The 16568-nt window shown below is 72.7% G+C and carries 16 protein-coding genes; 9 read left to right on the top strand and 7 right to left on the bottom strand.

Annotation, left to right across the window (positions count from 1 at the left end; translation table 11 throughout):
* Positions 1 to 199: 199 nt before the first annotated feature.
* From AAEP86_RS06105 to AAEP86_RS06115, 3 genes are all read left to right on the top strand, one after another.
* Entirely contained in the window at positions 200 to 487 is a 288-nt protein-coding gene (locus AAEP86_RS06105) for an HU family DNA-binding protein (RefSeq protein WP_420369648.1), read from the top strand.
* Positions 488 to 666: 179 nt separating this feature from the next.
* Positions 667 to 2838, top strand: coding sequence for a cytochrome c oxidase assembly protein (locus AAEP86_RS06110; protein ID WP_420369649.1), 2172 nt, complete (start codon positions 667 to 669; stop codon positions 2836 to 2838).
* On the top strand, positions 2835 to 4148 hold the full coding sequence (locus AAEP86_RS06115) for an ATP-dependent DNA helicase (RefSeq protein WP_420369650.1): 1314 nt from the start codon (positions 2835 to 2837) through the stop codon (positions 4146 to 4148). The genes AAEP86_RS06110 and AAEP86_RS06115 overlap by 4 nt, the downstream gene beginning before the upstream one ends.
* Positions 4149 to 4302: 154 nt before the next feature.
* Here the strand turns inward: AAEP86_RS06115 and AAEP86_RS06120 are convergent, their stop codons facing one another.
* On the bottom strand, positions 4303 to 4755 hold the full coding sequence (locus AAEP86_RS06120; protein WP_420369651.1) for a DUF4383 domain-containing protein: 453 nt from the start codon (positions 4753 to 4755) through the stop codon (positions 4303 to 4305).
* A 340-nt stretch (positions 4756 to 5095) separates the two neighbouring features.
* Between AAEP86_RS06120 and AAEP86_RS06125 the strand changes: the two genes are divergently transcribed.
* Both AAEP86_RS06125 and AAEP86_RS06130 read left to right on the top strand, forming a co-directional pair.
* Positions 5096 to 5893: a phosphatase PAP2 family protein gene (locus tag AAEP86_RS06125; protein ID WP_420369652.1), complete on the top strand. Its 798-nt coding sequence runs from the start codon at positions 5096 to 5098 to the stop codon at positions 5891 to 5893.
* Positions 5894 to 5996: 103 nt separating this feature from the next.
* Entirely contained in the window at positions 5997 to 7136 is a 1140-nt protein-coding gene (locus AAEP86_RS06130; RefSeq protein ID WP_420369653.1) for a CE1758 family FMN-dependent luciferase-like monooxygenase, read from the top strand.
* Positions 7137 to 7249: 113 nt separating this feature from the next.
* Here the strand turns inward: AAEP86_RS06130 and AAEP86_RS06135 are convergent, their stop codons facing one another.
* Entirely contained in the window at positions 7250 to 7597 is a 348-nt protein-coding gene (locus AAEP86_RS06135) for a DMT family transporter (RefSeq protein WP_420369654.1), read from the bottom strand.
* A 1-nt stretch (position 7598) separates the two neighbouring features.
* Positions 7599 to 7913, bottom strand: coding sequence for a DMT family transporter (locus tag AAEP86_RS06140; protein ID WP_420369655.1), 315 nt, complete (start codon positions 7911 to 7913; stop codon positions 7599 to 7601).
* A gap of 95 nt (positions 7914 to 8008) precedes the next feature.
* Here AAEP86_RS06140 and AAEP86_RS06145 point away from each other — a divergent pair, with 95 nt between their 5' ends.
* The 4 genes from AAEP86_RS06145 (at position 8009) to AAEP86_RS06160 (ending at position 12066) form a co-directional block, all read left to right on the top strand.
* Entirely contained in the window at positions 8009 to 8587 is a 579-nt protein-coding gene (locus AAEP86_RS06145) for a TetR/AcrR family transcriptional regulator (RefSeq protein ID WP_420369656.1), read from the top strand.
* A 168-nt stretch (positions 8588 to 8755) separates the two neighbouring features.
* Positions 8756 to 9775 (top strand): permease, encoded by a 1020-nt coding sequence (locus AAEP86_RS06150; protein ID WP_420369657.1) that lies wholly within the window; start codon positions 8756 to 8758, stop codon positions 9773 to 9775.
* Complete coding sequence (locus AAEP86_RS06155) at positions 9762 to 10640, top strand: TIGR03943 family putative permease subunit (RefSeq protein WP_420369658.1); 879 nt, start codon at positions 9762 to 9764, stop codon at positions 10638 to 10640. The genes AAEP86_RS06150 and AAEP86_RS06155 overlap by 14 nt, the downstream gene beginning before the upstream one ends.
* Positions 10630 to 12066, top strand: coding sequence for a hypothetical protein (locus tag AAEP86_RS06160; protein ID WP_420369659.1), 1437 nt, complete (start codon positions 10630 to 10632; stop codon positions 12064 to 12066). Before AAEP86_RS06155 ends, AAEP86_RS06160 begins: the two co-directional genes overlap by 11 nt.
* Here the strand turns inward: AAEP86_RS06160 and AAEP86_RS06165 are convergent.
* The 4 genes from AAEP86_RS06165 to AAEP86_RS06180 all read right to left on the bottom strand — a co-directional run bounded on the left by AAEP86_RS06165 (position 12063) and on the right by AAEP86_RS06180 (position 16565).
* Positions 12063 to 13022 carry a helix-turn-helix transcriptional regulator gene (locus tag AAEP86_RS06165; protein ID WP_420369660.1) on the bottom strand — a complete coding sequence of 320 codons (960 nt, stop codon included), beginning with the start codon at positions 13020 to 13022 and terminating at the stop codon, positions 12063 to 12065. The genes AAEP86_RS06160 and AAEP86_RS06165 overlap by 4 nt on opposite strands.
* 160 nt (positions 13023 to 13182) lie before the next feature.
* Complete coding sequence (locus AAEP86_RS06170) at positions 13183 to 14229, bottom strand: NAD(P)-dependent alcohol dehydrogenase (RefSeq protein ID WP_420369661.1); 1047 nt, start codon at positions 14227 to 14229, stop codon at positions 13183 to 13185.
* A 136-nt stretch (positions 14230 to 14365) separates the two neighbouring features.
* A complete protein-coding gene (locus tag AAEP86_RS06175) occupies positions 14366 to 15415 on the bottom strand; it encodes a glycerate kinase (protein WP_420369662.1) in 1050 nt (349 codons plus the stop codon).
* 10 nt (positions 15416 to 15425) lie between these two features.
* Entirely contained in the window at positions 15426 to 16565 is a 1140-nt protein-coding gene (locus tag AAEP86_RS06180) for an FAD-dependent oxidoreductase (protein WP_420369663.1), read from the bottom strand.
* Between the last annotated feature and the right edge of the window lie 3 nt (positions 16566 to 16568).

A 16568-nucleotide genomic window follows, 5' to 3' on the forward strand; every position in this document is an offset into this window, starting at 1 on the left:
GGCCACATCTGCCCCGCTGGTGTCCCGACAACCCCGGAAATCCGGGCGAGTCGGCAGGTTTCGCCCCGAGCGGCTGGTACGTTCGACTCCGGTTCCGCCAGGGTTCGCGCCCATCGGCACCGAGGCACGGGGCACCCGCTCCGGGCGCCGGGCGAGAAGTCGTCCGACCGATACTGCAAGAAGTCCGAGGAGGACATCCATGGCTGACAAGTCCCTGAACCGCACCGAGCTCGTCGCTGCCGTCGCCGCTGAGTCCGGCCAGAGCCAGGCCACCGTCAACGGCGTCGTCGACGCGCTCTTCTCCGTCGTCTCGAGCTCCGTCTCCGACGGCACCAAGGTCACGATCCCCGGCTGGATCGCCTTCGAGAAGACCCACCGTGCCGCGCGCACCGGTCGCAACCCGCAGACGGGCGAGGCCATCGAGATCGCCGCGAGCGACTCGGTCAAGGTCAGCGCCGGCTCGAAGCTCAAGGCAGCCGTCAAGTAAGACCGCTTCCGCGCGACGCAAGGGACGGCTCCGGCCGTCCCTTCCGTCGTTCCCGGGGTCGGGCCAATGCCGGCCCGCGTCCGGTCGTGGTCCCTCCACAGCCTGGAGGCGCGGCTCGGCGCCCACAGGCGGCCCCGGCGGATTCCGTGCCCGGGTGGGGCAGCGCCTAGGCTTGCCGGGTGGATCGGATCGCGCGCATCGCCGGCCCCGCCGTGCTGCTGCTCGTCGGGTTCGTGTCCCTCCTCGTCGCGCTCGTGATCGGCGGCGGCGCGGACCAGGCACTCATCGCCGACCCCGGCGTGCTCGTCCGCTTCGGGCTCCCCATCGCCCGCCTCGTCGTGGACCTGGCGGCCGCCGCCACCATCGGCGGTCTGGCCCTCGTGACGGTCGGGCTCTCCCGCTCCGCGCCCGAGTGGAACCGTGCGATCGACATCGCCGCGGGTGCGGCCGGCGTCTGGACGGTCGCGTCCGCGGTCGCCACGTTCTTCACGTTCCTCAGCGTCGCCGGGTCGAAGATCAGCCTCGACGACCAGTTCGGCCAGTCGATGGGCGTCTTCCTCACCGGCACGGACCTCGGTCTCGCCTGGTTGGTGACCGTGCTCGTCGCCGCGGTCGTCACCGTGCTCTGCTTCGCGGTGCGGGCCCGGGGCATGGTCGCGCTGACGGCCGGCGTGTCGATGATCGGCCTCGTCCCGCTCGCCCAGCAGGGGCACGCGGCAGGGACGGCCAGCCACGACGCCGCGGTCACCGCACTCGGTCTGCACCTGGTCGGCGCCGCACTGTGGGTCGGCGGACTGGTGATGCTGGTGCTGCTGCGACCCGTGCTCGGCGGCGTGCGGCTCGCCGCGGTCGTGGGGCGGTACTCGAGCGTGGCGCTCGGCTGCTTCGTACTGGTCTCCGTGTCCGGCGTCGCGACCGCCCAGATCCGCGTCGGCGCCCTCGCGAACCTCCTCACCCCGTACGGCGTGCTGGTGCTCGTGAAGATCGGCGCGATCGTCCTGATCGGCGTCCTCGGCGCCGTGCAGCGTCGACGCACCATCCGCACCCTCACGGAGACCCCGGCCCGTCAGGGACCGTTCTGGACCCTCGTCGTCACCGAGCTCGCCGTGATGGGCGTGGCGAGCGGCTTCGCTGCGGCGCTGGGGCGCACGGCGACCCCGACCGACCAGATCGCGCTGAGCAAGACCACCGACCCCTCGCCGGCCGAACTCCTGACCGACGACGCCCTGCCGCACGCCCCGGGCGCCTGGGGATGGGCGACGGCGTGGAACATCGACCTGTTCTGGCTGATGGCGGCCGTGCTGCTCGCCGTCACCTACGCCGCCGGTGTCGTCCGCCTGCGTCGCCGTGGCGTGCGGTGGCCCGTCGGCCGCTCGGTCGCCGCCGGCATCGCGCTGGTGTCCCTCGTGGTCGCGACCTCCGGGGCCCTGCACGTGTACGACCGCACCCTGGTCTCGGCCAACGTCGGGGCGCACCTCGTGCTCGGGCTCGTCGTGCCCGCGCTCGCCTGGGCGGCGGCGCCCGTGCGGCTCGTCCGCGCCGCGGTCCACCCGCGCGACGACGACAGCACCGGGGTACGCGAGTGGACCGGCGTCCTCGTCGACAACGCGACCGTGCGCTACCTCGTCCAGCCGTTCCCGTCCGTCGTGCTCCTCGGGGGCGTGTGGTGGGCGTTCTTCGCGACCGAGGCCGTCCGCTGGTCGGTGAGCGACCCGACCGGCCGCACCGTCATCGACGTGGTGTTCCTCCTCGTCGGGCTGCTCGCCGTCCCGACGCTCCTCACGCCGGTCGCGGCCGGTGCTCGTCGCGCGTCCGTCGCCGCTGCTGCGGTGCGGATCGTCGGAGCGGTCGTCGTCGCCGGCGGCCTCGTCTCGCTCGGCGTCGCGATGCGGGGGCCGCTCGGACTGCTGCAGGCGTCGTGGTTCGGCGCGATGGGGCGGACCTGGGGGCCCGACCCGCTCGTCGACCAGGCGCACGCCGGCGTGCTGCTCGTGGTGGCGGGGGCGGTCGTGCTCCTCACCGTCGTCGTGGTGGTCCTGGTCCGACTCCGGCGCGACGACGCCGACGCCGACGCCGACGGTGCCGGTGCCGGTGCTGTGGCGGCATCGCCCGAGGCGTCGCACCCCGCTGCGGACACCGCACCCGCGCACACCGGGGTGCGGCGTGCGGGACGGGGTGCGACGGCACCCGCGGCTGACGAGCCCGACTTCGACGACGAGCCCGACCCCGACGACGAGCCCGACTTCGACGCCGAGCCCGACTTCGACGCCGAGCCCGACCTCGACGCCGAGTCGGACCTCGACGGCCGCGGCGGTGCCGTGCGTGGCGCTCCCGGGACGGAAACGCGATGAGCATCGAGCTGAGCGCCGAGCAGCGCGCGGTCTTCGAGTACATCGAGCACACCCGTGACCACGTCTTCATCACCGGACGCGCGGGGACCGGCAAGTCCACCCTCCTCAACCACCTGTCGTGGAACACCGAGAAGCAGGTCGTGATCTGCGCGCCCACCGGCGTCGCCGCGCTCAACGTCGGCGGCCAGACGATCCACTCGCTGTTCCGGCTGCCCATCGGGCTCATCGCCGACGCCGAGCTGCGGCAGGGGCCGGACACCCGCAAGCTGCTCAACACGATCGACACCCTCGTGATCGACGAGGTCTCGATGGTGAACGCCGACCTGCTCGACGCGATGGACCGCTCGCTCCGCAAGGCCCGTGGGCGCCAGTTCGAGGCGTTCGGTGGGGTGCAGGTCGTCATGTTCGGCGACCCCTACCAGCTGCCCCCGGTGCCGGGCGACGGCGACGAGCGCGCGTACTTCACCGACCACTACCGCTCGATGTGGTTCTTCGACGCGAAGGTCTGGCTCGAGGCCGAGCTGCACATCATCGAGCTGGCCACGGTCCACCGGCAGCGCGACGACGCCTTCGCGGCCATGCTCACGGCGGTGCGGCACGGGCGTGTGACCGCCGACGTCGCCGAACAGCTGAACGCGGCAGGGGCGCGACCCGCCCCGGACGACGCGATCACCCTGGCGACCCGGAACGACACCGTCGCACGGATCAACAAGGCAGCGCTCGACCGGTTGCCCGGCCGGGTGAAGACGGCGCGGGCGGACGTCAACGGAGACTTCGGCGGACGGAACTTCCCCGCCGACGAGGCCCTCGAACTCAAGCCCGGCGCCCACGTGATGTTCCTGCGCAACGACCCGGACCAGCGCTGGGTCAACGGCACCCTCGGGATCGTGCAGACCATCCGCGACACCGTCTGGGTCGACGTCGACGGCGAGTCCTTCGAGGTCCAGCCGTCCGTGTGGGAGAAGTTCAAGTACTCCTACGACCCGGACAAGAAGGAACTCAAGAAGGACACCGTGGGGGAGTTCCAGCAGTTCCCCCTCCGGCTGGCCTGGGCGGTGACGATCCACAAGTCGCAGGGCAGCACCTACGACCGTGCGGTGGTGGACCTCGGCAACCGGGTCTTCAGCGCCGGCCAGACGTACGTCGCGCTGTCGCGGCTGACGTCGCTCGAGGGGCTGTACCTGACGCGCCCGCTCCGGCCGCAGGACATCATCGTGGACCTCGACGTGCGGCGGTTCATGTCCGAGGCTCCTCGCATCGTCGCCACCGAGCTCGAGGCAGCGCCGGAGCCGGCCGCCGACGCCGAGTAGCCGGCCCGGGCCAGCCCCAGCCAGCCGCCGACGCCGAGTAGCCGGTCAGAGTCCGCTGACGCCGGCCAGCAGCCTCCGACGCCGACCCCCAGCCCCACGACGACGCCCCGCCGGCCACGAGGGCCGACGGGGCGTCGGAGGCACGGAGCGCGGGTCAGACCCGAGCGGCCTCGGCGCGCAGCGCGCGGATGTTCTGCTTGTCCGCACCGAACGCGGTGAGGAGCAGGATGACGCCGACGATCGCGTGGAACACGTTGTCGGTCGTGTTGAGCGCGAGGATGTTCGCCGACGTGTTGCCGAGTACGAACCCGTACAGGGCCAGGACCACGAGGACCGCTCCGACCAGGACGTTGCCGTTGCGCGAGCCGATCGTGGTGCCGAGGCCCATGATGAGCAGGACGGCGGCGAGCATCACCCAGATGAGCGCCAGCGGCGGGTTCACGCCGAACGCGTTCCAGAGCATGCCGCCCTTGCGGCTGAAGAAGCCGGGGTCGCCGTCGGCGGCGAAGAAGAACCCGAGGATGCCCCACAGGGAGAGGACGGCGCCCACGGTCAGTGCGAGACCACGGTTCGGGGAAGCGGTGATGCTCGGTTCCTTGACTGCCACTACGGTCTCCTCCTCGTACGCAGCCGACGCGGGGTACGTCGGTCCGGCGATCTGCGCCGGTGCGTTCACCCGCGCGGAGCCGCTCGACGACGCGACGGATCCGGAGTTCGCTGACCCGCGGTTCCCAGCCTCCGACCGGCGGTCCAACGGTATCGTGTCCGACCCCGACCCTCCGAATCGCACGCGCGCCACGAGTGCCGTGACGAGACCGACGACCAGCACTCCGAGGAGGACCAGCCCGGTGACCCGAACGCCCGATCGCACCGCACCGGAGTCGCGTCGACCGCGTGTCTCACGCAGGGCGCGCTGGGGGTTCTTGGCTGCTCTGGGGTTCGTCATCGTGCCTCTCGTCTACGCGGCGGCGGTGCTGACGCCGATGGGGCAGCGGGTCGAGGACGCCGCGCTCGGCGGGGTCCGCGAATCCGACCTGTTCGGGTCGGACACTGCGCTCAACGTCATCTCGGTGCCGGTGATCCTGTTGCTCGTCGTCGTGATCGCCGCCGTCGCGTTCGCTCGGCGCCGGCTCGCGGTGGGGCTCGGAGCGGGTGTCGTGGTGCTCGCGTCGGCGGCCACGTCGACGCTGGTCAAGCGTATCGCCGAGCGCCCGGAGATCGCTCAGTCGACGACGCCGAACTCGTTCCCCTCGGGGCACGCGACGATCGCGCTCGCGGCGCTGTTCGCCGTGCTCATGGTCACCCCGAGGCGGTTCCGGCCGGTCGTGGTGCTCCTCGGGACGGGGTACGCGGTGTTCGTCGCGAACCAGACCGTGGTCTACGGCTGGCACCGGGTGAGCGACATCGTCGGCGCCTCGGCGATCGCGCTCTTCTGGCTCGGTGTCGTCCGCGCCGTCGGGCCCTTGGTCGACCGTGGGCAGCGCGGCGACCGGGACGGCTCCCGGTGGCCCCGGCGGCTGGTGACGGCGCTGCTGCTGATCGCCACCGGCACCACCTTCCTGGTCGGGGTCGCGGCCCTGGTCGTCGGGATCGCCGGCGGCACGCACGACCACGGTGCGATCCTCGTGGCCGGTCGGATGGCGTCGAGCGCGAGTGTGCTGGCGGTCGTGACGATCGTCTGGCTCGCGGACGACATGCACCGTGCACCGCGGACCGGTGCCGAGGCGGTCCCCACCGAACGGTGAGGTGGGTGGCGGGAATGCCCCGGCCTGCGCTACGTTGTACCGAGCAAGTCGATGCAAACGCATCGAAATCGCACTCGGAGCAATCCGCGGAAGGCGGCGCATCATGCAGTTCGGCATCTTCACGGTCAGTGACGTCACGACCGACCCCACCACCGGCACCACGCCCGACGACACCCAGCGGGTCCGGGACATCCTGACGATCGCCGAACACGCCGACCAGGTCGGGCTCGACGTCTTCGCGACCGGTGAGCACCACAACCCGCCGTTCGTGGCGTCCTCGCCGACGACGATGCTCGCGTACCTCGCAGCGAGGACGAAGGACATCACGCTGTCCACGTCGACGACCCTCATCACGACGAACGACCCGGTCCGGATCGCCGAGGAGTACGCGATGCTCCAGGTCATCTCCGACGGTCGCATGGACCTCATGATGGGCCGCGGCAACACCGGCCCCGTCTACCCGTGGTTCGGCCAGGACATCCGCCAGGGCGTCAACCTCGCGATCGAGAACTACGCACTCGTGCGCCAGCTGTGGGAGAACGACGTCGTCAACTGGCAGGGCAAGTTCCGCACGCCGCTGCAGGGCTTCACCTCGACCCCGCGGCCGCTCGACGGCGTCGCGCCCTTCGTCTGGCACGGCTCGATCCGCACGCCGGAGATCGCCGAGCAGGCCGCGTACTACGGGGACGGCTTCTTCCACAACAACATCTTCTGGCCGATCCAGCACACCGAGCAGATGGTCGGCCTGTACCGCCAGCGCTTCGAGCACTACGGCCACGGCACCGCCGACCAGGCTGTCGTCGGGCTCGGCGGGCAGTTCTTCGCGCGGAAGAACTCGCAGGACGCCGTCGACGAGTTCCGACCGTACTTCGACAACGCGCCGGTCTACGGTCACGGCCCTTCCATGGAGGACTTCAGTGCCCAGACCCCGCTGACCGTCGGCTCGCCGCAGCAGGTGATCGACCGGTACGCCGCGATGAAGGACCACGTCGGGCACTACCAGCGCCAGCTGTTCCTGATCGACCACGCGGGCCTGCCGCTGAAGACGGTGCTCGAGCAGATCGACATCCTCGCCGAGGACATCGTCCCCGAGCTCCGACGCATCAACGAGGAAGGCCGCCCGGCGCACGTGCCGGCGAACCCGCCGAGCCACGCGGAGCGCGCCGCCGCGGCGCTGGCCGCCGGCACGGTCGGCAGCGACCACGTCGCCGCCGAGGACGAGTGGACGGGCGCCTCGGTCTGAGGCGCGACTCGACGGCGGACGGGAGGCGCGGTGCGGGCCCGCACCGCGCCTCCCGTCCGTCCCGGCGCGGGTCCCGTGGGACGGGCCGTCCGCACGGACGGCCCGTCCGTCGCTCAGTCCGCGTCCTGCGCGGTACCGGCAGGACGCGCGGGGACGAGCTTCAGGCCGACCACGCAACCGACGATGCCCGCGATGAACAGCAGGCGGAGGAAGGTGACCGGTTCGGCACCGGTGGCCATGCCCCACAGGACGGTGAGCGCCGCGCCGGTCCCCGTCCAGACCGCGTACGCGGTGCTGATCGGGATCCGCTTGAGGACGTAGCCGAACGCGACGAGGCTCACGGCGATGGTGACCGCGAAGACGACGGTCGGCCCGAGGACGGTGAACCCGTCGCTCTCGCCGAGTGCCGTCGCCCAGACGGTCTCGAGGGCGGCACTGACGAACAGGACGACCCACGCCACGTCAGCTCACCACCTTGAGGCCGACGACGCAGGCGACGAGCCCGAGCACGAGCGCGATGCGGGCGACGGACGCCGCCTCCTGCTTCCGGAGGACCGCGACGACCACCGTCAGCGAGGCGCCGATGCCGACCCAGACCGCGTAGGCCGTGCCGACCGGGATCTCCTTCATGGCGAACGCGAGTCCGACCATGCTCAGTGCCATGCCGGCGACGAACACGATCGTCGGCACGACCTTCTTGAAGCCGTTCGACGCGCTCAGTGCGGTGGCCCACACGGCCTCGAGCACGCCGGACAGGACGAGGACGATCCATGCCATGGTGCGGTCCCTCCGATGAGTCCGATGTCTCGCACGACTGTGCGACAACGTCCCGACCGTAGCACGGAGTCGTACGGCCGTGCGAGTATGAGGTCGTGACCAGGACCATCGACCTCGCGGACCGGCGCCTGGCCGTGTCCGAGGCGGCGTGCCGGGTCCTGGCCCAGGACGGGCTCGGCGCCCTGAGCGTGCGCAACGTCTCGGCCGAGGCCGGGCTGCCCCCGAGCACGGTCCGCTACGTCTTCCCGACGCAGGCGAGCATGCGGGAGCACACGATCACGCTCGTGTTCGACCGGATGCGCGACCGCATCGACGCCCTGCCCGCCGACCTGGCGGACCGGGAGCGGGCGCACCGGATCGTCCTCGAACTGCTGCCCCTGGACGAGGAGCGCGTCACGGAGCTCGACGTCTACCTCGCGCTCGGCAACGCCGCCCTCACCGACGCCGAGCTCCGGCCGGCGCTCGACCGGGTCGTCCTCGAGGTGCGCGCCTGGTGCGAGGAGGCCCTCGGGCTGCTCGGCGTACCGACGGCCGACCTCGACTACGAAGCCTGTCGCCTGCACGCGCTCCTCGACGGCCTGGCGATGCAGGTCGTGCGACTCGCGCCGGGGGAGTCCGGCGACTGGGCGATCGACGTGCTGGACCGGCACCTGGGCGGTCTCGTCACGCCCTGAGGTGCGACGGCCGACCGTGTCGCGCCGGAACGGACGAGGTCGTGCCGGAGCGGGCCGAGTCCGGCCGACCGGCTCACGCGCGCCGCCCCCCGGCTCACGCGCCGCCGCACCCCGGCCCCTGCGCGGCGCCGACCCGGTTCCGCAGCGACCGTCGCCTATCCTGTCCCGGTGACGACGCGCACCACCACGCCGCCGCAGCAGCGCAGCCGGGCCCTCACCGGCCCGGGCCTCGTGCTGCTCGCCGTCGTCGTCCTGCTCGGCGTGCGGCTCGCGACGCCGGCCGTCGGTTCCGCCGGCCTGCCGGACGTGGTGCAGGACTTCCTCACGCTGGCGATCAGCGTCGTGGTCGAGTCCCTGCCCTTCGTGGTGCTCGGCATCGTGCTGTCGATCGTCGTCGAGGTCTGGGTGCCGGTCGGCGTGCTCGAGAAGGTCCTGCCGCAGCGCCCGATCCCGCGCCGCGCCGTGATCTCGCTCATCGGCATGCTCTTCCCGGTCTGCGAGTGCGGGAACGTGCCGCTCGCGCGGGGGCTCATGCTGCGTGGCTTCACACCCGCCGAGGCCGTCACGTTCCTGGTCGCCGCACCGATCCTCAACCCGCTCGTCATCATCAGCACCGCGCAGGCGTTCGGCTGGTCGGGCTGGGTCCTCCCGGTGCGCATCGTGGGTGGGTTCGTCGTCGCGAACCTCGTCGGCTGGATCGTCGCGGCGCACCGCCGGCCCACCGACCTGCTGCTGCCGGCCTTCGAGGCCCGTTGCCGGACGGCGGTCGGTGCGCCGCGCAGCCGCAACCGCTGGCGGGACAGCGCCGCCCAGTTCGGCGGCGAGACCGCGACGATGATGCCCGCGCTGTTCGTCGGTGCCGGGCTGGCCGCGGCGATCCAGGTCGCCGTGCCCCGGTCGACGCTCGTGGCGATCGGCGCGAACCCGGTGCTGTCGGTCGCCGCGATGATGCTCCTGGCGATGACGGTGTCGCTGTGCTCGAACGTGGACGCCTTCTTCGCGTTGTCCTTCGCCTCGACGTTCCTGCCCGGCTCCATCACCGCCTTCCTGATCATCGGTCCGATCATCGACGTCAAGATGATCGCCCTGCTCCGGACGACGTTCCGCGCACGCTTCCTGGTGCTGCTCGCCGTCGTCTGCGTCCTGTTCGCCGGAACCGTCGGGTTGGTGATGAATGTCCTGGTCTGAGAAGGCCCCGTCGTACCTCGGTCTCGGGTCGGTGCTCGCGGTGGCGCTCTGCACGCTGTGGCTCGCCCTCGCCGGGCACCTCGACCTGTACATCAACCCGCGGTACGCCGTCTTCACCGTCGTCCTGGCGGCGGTCGCGGTGCCGGCGTCCGTGGCCGGCCTGGTCGTCGTGGCCCGCGGTCACGGGCACGCGCACGACGACGAGCACGAGCCGCACGCGAGGGCCACGGCGCACGCGCACGACGACGAGCACGAGCCGCAGGCGCGGGCAACCGCGCACGGGCACGACGACGCAGCCGACCACGACCACGGCCGCCGGGCTGCAGGACCCGCCCGCGGCGTCCGCACCGTGCTCGCCGGGGCGGCCGCGCTCGTCACGATCGGCGTCACCGCCGCGATGCTCGTCCTGCCCCCGACGACGCTGTCCGCCCGCACCGCGCAGCAGCGGAGCGTGGACTCGGCGACCCTCTCGAACGCCACGGGATCGGAGGCGGCGGTGTCCCTGCTCGGCTCGACGTCGGTCGACACGTCGGAGTACGGCGTCAAGGACTGGGCGGCCCTGATCCGGCAGACCACGGACACGTCGTCGCTGGTGGGCAAGGACGTGCGGCTGTCCGGCTTCGTGGTGCCCGGCGCCGACGGGTCCTTCACCCTCACCCGGTTCGTGATCAGCTGCTGCGCCGTCGACGCCCAGCCGGTGGGACTCGTGGTCCGGACCGACGGCGCCGTGCCCGACGCGGACCAGTGGGTCACCGTCCGCGGCAAGCTCGCCGCGAACCCGGACCAGTCGGCCAGCGCGCGGATCGTGATCCGGGCCGCGAGCGTCGAGCGCATCGACCAGCCGAGCGACCCGTATGAGTACTGACACCGACCGGCCCGCGGGCAGGGGCTCGGAGCCGACGCTGCGGGCACGCCCCCGGAACCGCTTCCGCCGCCGGCTCGTCGCGACGATCACGGTCCTCGTCGTGGTCGGCGCGCTCGCCGCGGTGGTCGGCTCGCAGCAGGGCCCCCGGCTGCGCGACGTGTCGTACGACGCCGCCGGACTGGTCTCGCGTCCCGCCCAGCGGGTGATCCTCACTGCGAACCAGGCCCTGCAGGCCGTGACCGCCGCCGACGTCCGGGTCAGCCCGGCCGCCGCCCACACCGTGACGTCGAGCGGCAACACGATCGCCGTCGAGTTCGCCGGGCCGCTGGCGTACGACCGCGACTACACGGTCACGGTGTCCGGCGTCCGTGCGCCCGGCCAGCGGGCCACCGCCGACCTCTCCACGACGATCCGGACCGGCAGCACCGATGTGCTCGCACTCGTCCCAGCTGCCGACGGGGGGAAGGACCGCATCGTCCGCCGGTCCCTCGACCGCGGGGGCGCGACCACCGTGTACGAGGCGCCGGGGATCTCCGAGTACGCCCGCCTCGGACGGTCGCTCGTCGTCGTGAGCGGGACGGACGCCGGCTCCTCGGTGGACATCGTGCCGCTCGTCGGCGGGGTGCAGGACGAGGGCACGCCCGTCGAGCACCTGACCCTGCCGACGCGGGAGGGGCGCGTGACGGCGCTGCACGCGGCGGACGACGGCGCCTCCTTCGGCTTCGAGTACGCCGACACCTCGACCGGACAGTCCCGGAACGTCGGCCTGTACGTGGTCGACATGACCGGAACGCACCTGCCGACGGCGATCGATGCCGCGGGAAAGCCCGTGACCGGGGCGACCCCGATGACCGTGGGGCAGTGGGCCTACGTGCCCCGCACCGAGAGCGCCCTCGTCCGCACCGGCGGTGACGACCTCGTGCTCGTCGACACGAGCGGCCGCACCGATGCGGTCCGCCTCGGCAGCGCGACGTACCTGCACGGGTTCGTCGGGACCGGCACCACGGCCGTCGTCGAGACCGGGACGGGCATCGTGCGGCTCGACCTCACGGACGGCGAGCGCACGCCGTTGCAGGCGCGGGCCGGCAGCACCGACGCCCCCTACCTCGGGCGCATCGCGCAGCTGACCGACGACAGCTACCTGCGCGTGGTGGGCGACGTGCGGTCGGACGGCACCATCGCGGCGCGGATCGTGCGCGTGGACGGGAGCCGCGCCTCCCGGCTGCCGGTGACCGTCCCGGACGACGCGAGCGTCACCGCGGTCTGTCCGTCCCCGAACGGCCAGTTCGTCGCGGTGGCGACGAAGTCGGCCACCGACGAGCTCGTGAGCATCGTCGACGCGTCGTCCGGCGCGCTCGAGGCGAGCATCGACGCCGGGTCGGTCGACTGGTGCGACGCCCTGCCGTCGGGCGACGAGATCGGCTAGCGGCGGAGCGTCTGCTTCGGGTACTCGCCGAACCGGTGCAGGTACTCGCCGGAGAACCGTCCCATGTGGGTGAAGCCCCACCGCGCGGCGACCTCGGCGACCGAGGCCTGGCCGGGCACGGCGCGCTGCAGGTCCTCGTGCGACCGGCGGAGGCGGACCTCGCGGAGGTACTGCATCGGCGACCGCTCGAGGGCGCGCTGGAACGCCTCCTGCAGCCCGCGGACACTGAGGTCGGCCGCCCGGGCGATGTCCGACACCGTCAGCGGCTCGTGCGCGTGCGCGTGGATGTGCTCGACGGCGGCGCGGATGCGGGCGTGCCGGTGCTCGCCCCAGCCGGACGGGGCCGCCTCGGCACGGAACCGGTACAGGTCGAGGAGGGCCCGCGCCACGTCGCGCTGCGCCTCGTCCCAGGCGAGCGACTCGACCCCGTCGGTGCGGAGGGCCCGTACCGAGGACGCGACCGCCTGCCGCCAGCGCACGATCGACGCACCGGTGGGGGGCGTGGAGCGGTCGAAGGCGACCGTGCCGTCCACCAGGTACCGCTCGGACGCGACGTCGAGCACCAGGTCGCGGTCCAGGTGCACCAGGCGCTGGTCCCAGTCGCGGTAGTCCATCTCGAAGCGCTGCTCGATGGGGAAGAGCGTGGGGACGCCGAGCTCCATGCGGACCTCGTCGCGGCCGACGTCGACCGTCGCGCTGCCGGCGTCGATCCACTGGACGACGACCTCGCCCTCGACGGCGACGTCGCCGCGGAGGGAGCCGTGCATCTGGGAGCGTCGGATGCTCATGCGGTCGTCGCCGAGGGCGACGTACCGGTACCAGTAGTCGTCGTCGATGCGTCCCGAGTGCCAGGCACGGCCTGCGTACATGCCCGCCAGGTCCCCGATCGCCGCGTCGGTGTCGTTGCCTGCGACGGACACGATGGGGCGCGGTGCCTCCGGTGTCGTGTCGCTCATCGACCAAGTTTCTCGTGTTCCGGGCGCCGACGGGAGCACGCTGCGTCCGTCGGATGAGCCAGCCGCGTTGGGCGGACAAGCGGGTGGACGGACGGGAGGCACGGTGCCGTCCGGCACCGTGCCTCCCGTCCGACGGGTGTGCGTCCTGGGACGCGCGTCGCTACGCCAGGGTGGCCGCGTCGATCACGAAGCGGTACCGGACGTCCGACGCGAGGACGCGCTCGTAGGCCTCGTTGATCTGGTCGGCGCTGATGAGCTCGGTCTCCGGCAGGATCCCGTGCTCGGCGCAGAAGTCGAGCATCTCCTGGGTCTCGCGGATGCCGCCGATGGCCGAGCCCGCCCAGCTGAGGCGGCGCGGGATCAGGGCGAACGCGGGGACCTCGAGCGGCTCCGCGGGGGCGCCGACGTTGACCAGCGTGCCGTCGACCTTGAGCAGGCCGAGGTAGGCGCCCATCGGGATCTTCGCCGAGACGGTGTTGATGATGAGCTCGAAGGACCCCGCGAGCTTCTCGAACGTCTCCGGGTCCTTGGTGGCGTGGTGGGCCGTCGCGCCGTAGCGGAGCGAGTCCTCCTGCTTCGAGGTGGTCTGCGACAGGACCGTGACGTCGGCGCCGAGGGCGACGGCGATCTTCACGGCCATGTGGCCCAGGCCACCCATGCCGATGACGGCGACCTTCGTGCCGGGGCCGGCCTTCCAGTGGTGCAGCGGCGAGTAGGTGGTGATGCCGGCGCAGAGCAGCGGCGCGACCTTCTCGATGTCGAGCGACTCCGGGACGCGGAGGACGAAGTCCTCGTTCACGACGACGGCCTGCGAGTAGCCGCCCTGCGTGATGCTGCCGTCGGCCGGGTCGACGCCCGCGTAGGTCTGGATGTTGCCCTTCAGGCAGTACTGCTCCTGGCCGGCGAGGCACTGCTCGCACTCGCCGCAGGAGTTCACCATGCAGCCGACGCCGACGCGGTCGCCGACCTTGTGCTTGGTCACGGCGTCGCCGACGGCGGAGACGTGGCCGACGATCTCGTGGCCGACGACCTGCGGGTACTGGATCTCGCCCCACTCGCCGCGGACGGTGTGGATGTCCGAGTGGCAGATGCCGGCGTAGGCGATGTCGATCTCGACGTCGTTCGGTCCGACGTCACGACGGGTGATCGTGGTCTTGACGAGCGGCTCGGTGGCGGACGGTGCGGCGTACGCGTTGACGGTGCGCAATGGTCTCCTCGTGGGGGTGGGTTCGGGCCGGATCCGGCCCGCGTCCCAGTCTGCTGGAGCGCTCCGTCGGGTGGGAGGTCCCGTTGGGCCTCCCCTCGACTTGCGTTCCCAGGGACGCCCGCGCCGCCTCGGTCCCTCAGGCCGTCCGTGCGAGCCGCTGCCCGGCGATCGTCGCGAAGCGCAGGGGATCGCGCAGGGCGTCCGACGGCTCGCCGGTCGTCTGCGTCGCGATGACGGTCAGGGAGGCGCCGGCGTCGAACCCGTCCAGCGGGGCGTCGACCTCGCCGGCCACGAGCATCGTCCGTGCCGCCGGGGCGTGCGCCGCCGCGAGCGACCGCACCACCGACGGCACCTTGCCGGCCGCGCTCTGCCCGTCGTAGCGGCCCTCGCCCGTCAGCACCACGTCGGCACCGCGCAGCAGCGCCGGGAGCCCGAGCACCTCGGCGACCCCTTCGGCCCCGCGGGTGAGGGCGGCACCCCATGCGAGCAGCGCGAACCCGACACCACCGGCGGCGCCGGCGCCCGGAGTGGTCGGGTCCACGGCGGGGAAGCGCGCCGCCCAGGTCGCCAGCTGGTCCTCGAACCAGGCGACGCGGTCCGGCGCGATGCCCTTCTGCGGCCCGAACACGGCGGCCGCGCCGTCGGGGCCGAGCAGCGGGGACGTCACGTCCGTGAGCACCGTCACGCCGAGCGGCGGCAGCGGACGCAGCCCGGCCGTCGGGTCCGTACCACCGGTGTCGGCGCCGAGCGCCTCGAGCACCGGGCGTCCGCCGTCGGTCGAGGCACTCCCGCCGATGCCGAGCACGAGTCCGGTGGCGCCGGCGTCGAGCGCCGCGGCGATCGCCTCGCCGAAGCCACGGGAGGTCGCGGTGCCCGGCAGCGGCTCGGCGAGCAGTGGGAGTCCGCTGGTCGCGGCGAGCTCGACCACCGCGCGTCCGTCGGGCAACCGCAGCCAGGACGTGTCGACGGGCGTCCCGGCCGGACCGGTGACGGTGACCGGGACGCGGACGGCATCGGGGACGGCCGTGGCGAAGGCGTCGAGCGTGCCCTCGCCGCCGTCGGCCATCGGCGCGAGGACGAGGTCGTCCTCGGGACGTTCCGACGTCCAGCCGTCGGCGAGGGCCGAGGCGACGGCCGCCGCGGTCGCGGTGCCCTTGAACGAGTCCGGAGCGACGACGATCTGCACGGCGCCCACGCTACCGGGCGTCGACGGCCGCTCCCGACAGGGCGAACCGGGGGTGCGGGTCGCCACCGGTCGCCAGGTCCGCGAGCATCTCCCCGAGCAGCGGCGCGAACTTGAACCCGTGTCCGGAGAACCCGGTCGCGACGGTGACCGGTCCGCGTCGGTCCAGCACGAAGTCCTCGTCGGGGGTGGTGTCGTACAGGCAGCTGATGAACGTCGGCTCCGTCGCGTCGACCCCCGGCACGAAGCGTTCGACGTACGCCTGCAACCGTTCGGCCTCGGCGCGGACGGGCGTGCGGTCGCGGTGGTCCGGATCGACCACCGGGCCGGTGCCGTGGAAGCCGACCTTGACGCCCTCGCCCGGGGTGAGCAGACCGTAGACGTCGTCGCCCTCGGCCCAGTGCACGAAGACCGGCCAGGCCTCGTCCGGCAGGTGGCTGGGGAAGTGGGCGGGCTGCTCCTGGGTGACGCGGACGGCCGGGAGGCGCGCCCCGCGTTCCGCGAGCAGCTCGCCCACCAGCGTGGGCGCCCACGACCCCACCGCGGCCACCAGGGACGCGGTCCGGACGGCTTCGGCGACGCCGTCCCCGCCGCGCAGCGTCACGGTGACGTCCTCGCCGTGGTCCTCGACCGCCGTGACCCGGGTGTCGAACCGCAGGTCGGCCAGCCCGGTCCGTTCGGCCAGGGTGAGGAACACCTCGATGGCGTCCGCCGAGCGGATCCGTCCGCCCGTGGCGTGGGTGAGCACGTGCCCCTCGAACGCGATCCCGGGCCACCGCTCGGCGGCCGCGTCGGGCGTGAGGGTCTCGTGCGGGACGCCCGCGGCGGACAGCGTGGCGGCGATCGCGTCCACGACCTCCGGCCGGCCGTGGTCGACGGCTCCGGTGCGGTCGAGCAGTCGTCGTCCGCTCGCACGCTCGAGCGCGTCCCAGCACGCCAGGGCGCTGGTCGTCAGCGCGACGTACTCGGCGTCGGCGTAGCCCTGTCGGAAGATCCGCGTCGCACCGTGCGAGGAACCGAGGTCGTGGCCGCGACCGTGCTGCTCGACGAGGAGCACGCGCTCGCCGCGACGGGTGAGGGCGTACGCGGTCGCGGCGCCCACGACGCCGCCGCCGACGACCACGTGGCGGACGGCACCGGTGCTGACGGACATGCC

Source organism: Curtobacterium sp. L1-20, from assembly GCF_048755855.1.
In the GTDB taxonomy this organism is placed as follows: Bacteria; Actinomycetota; Actinomycetes; order Actinomycetales; family Microbacteriaceae; genus Curtobacterium.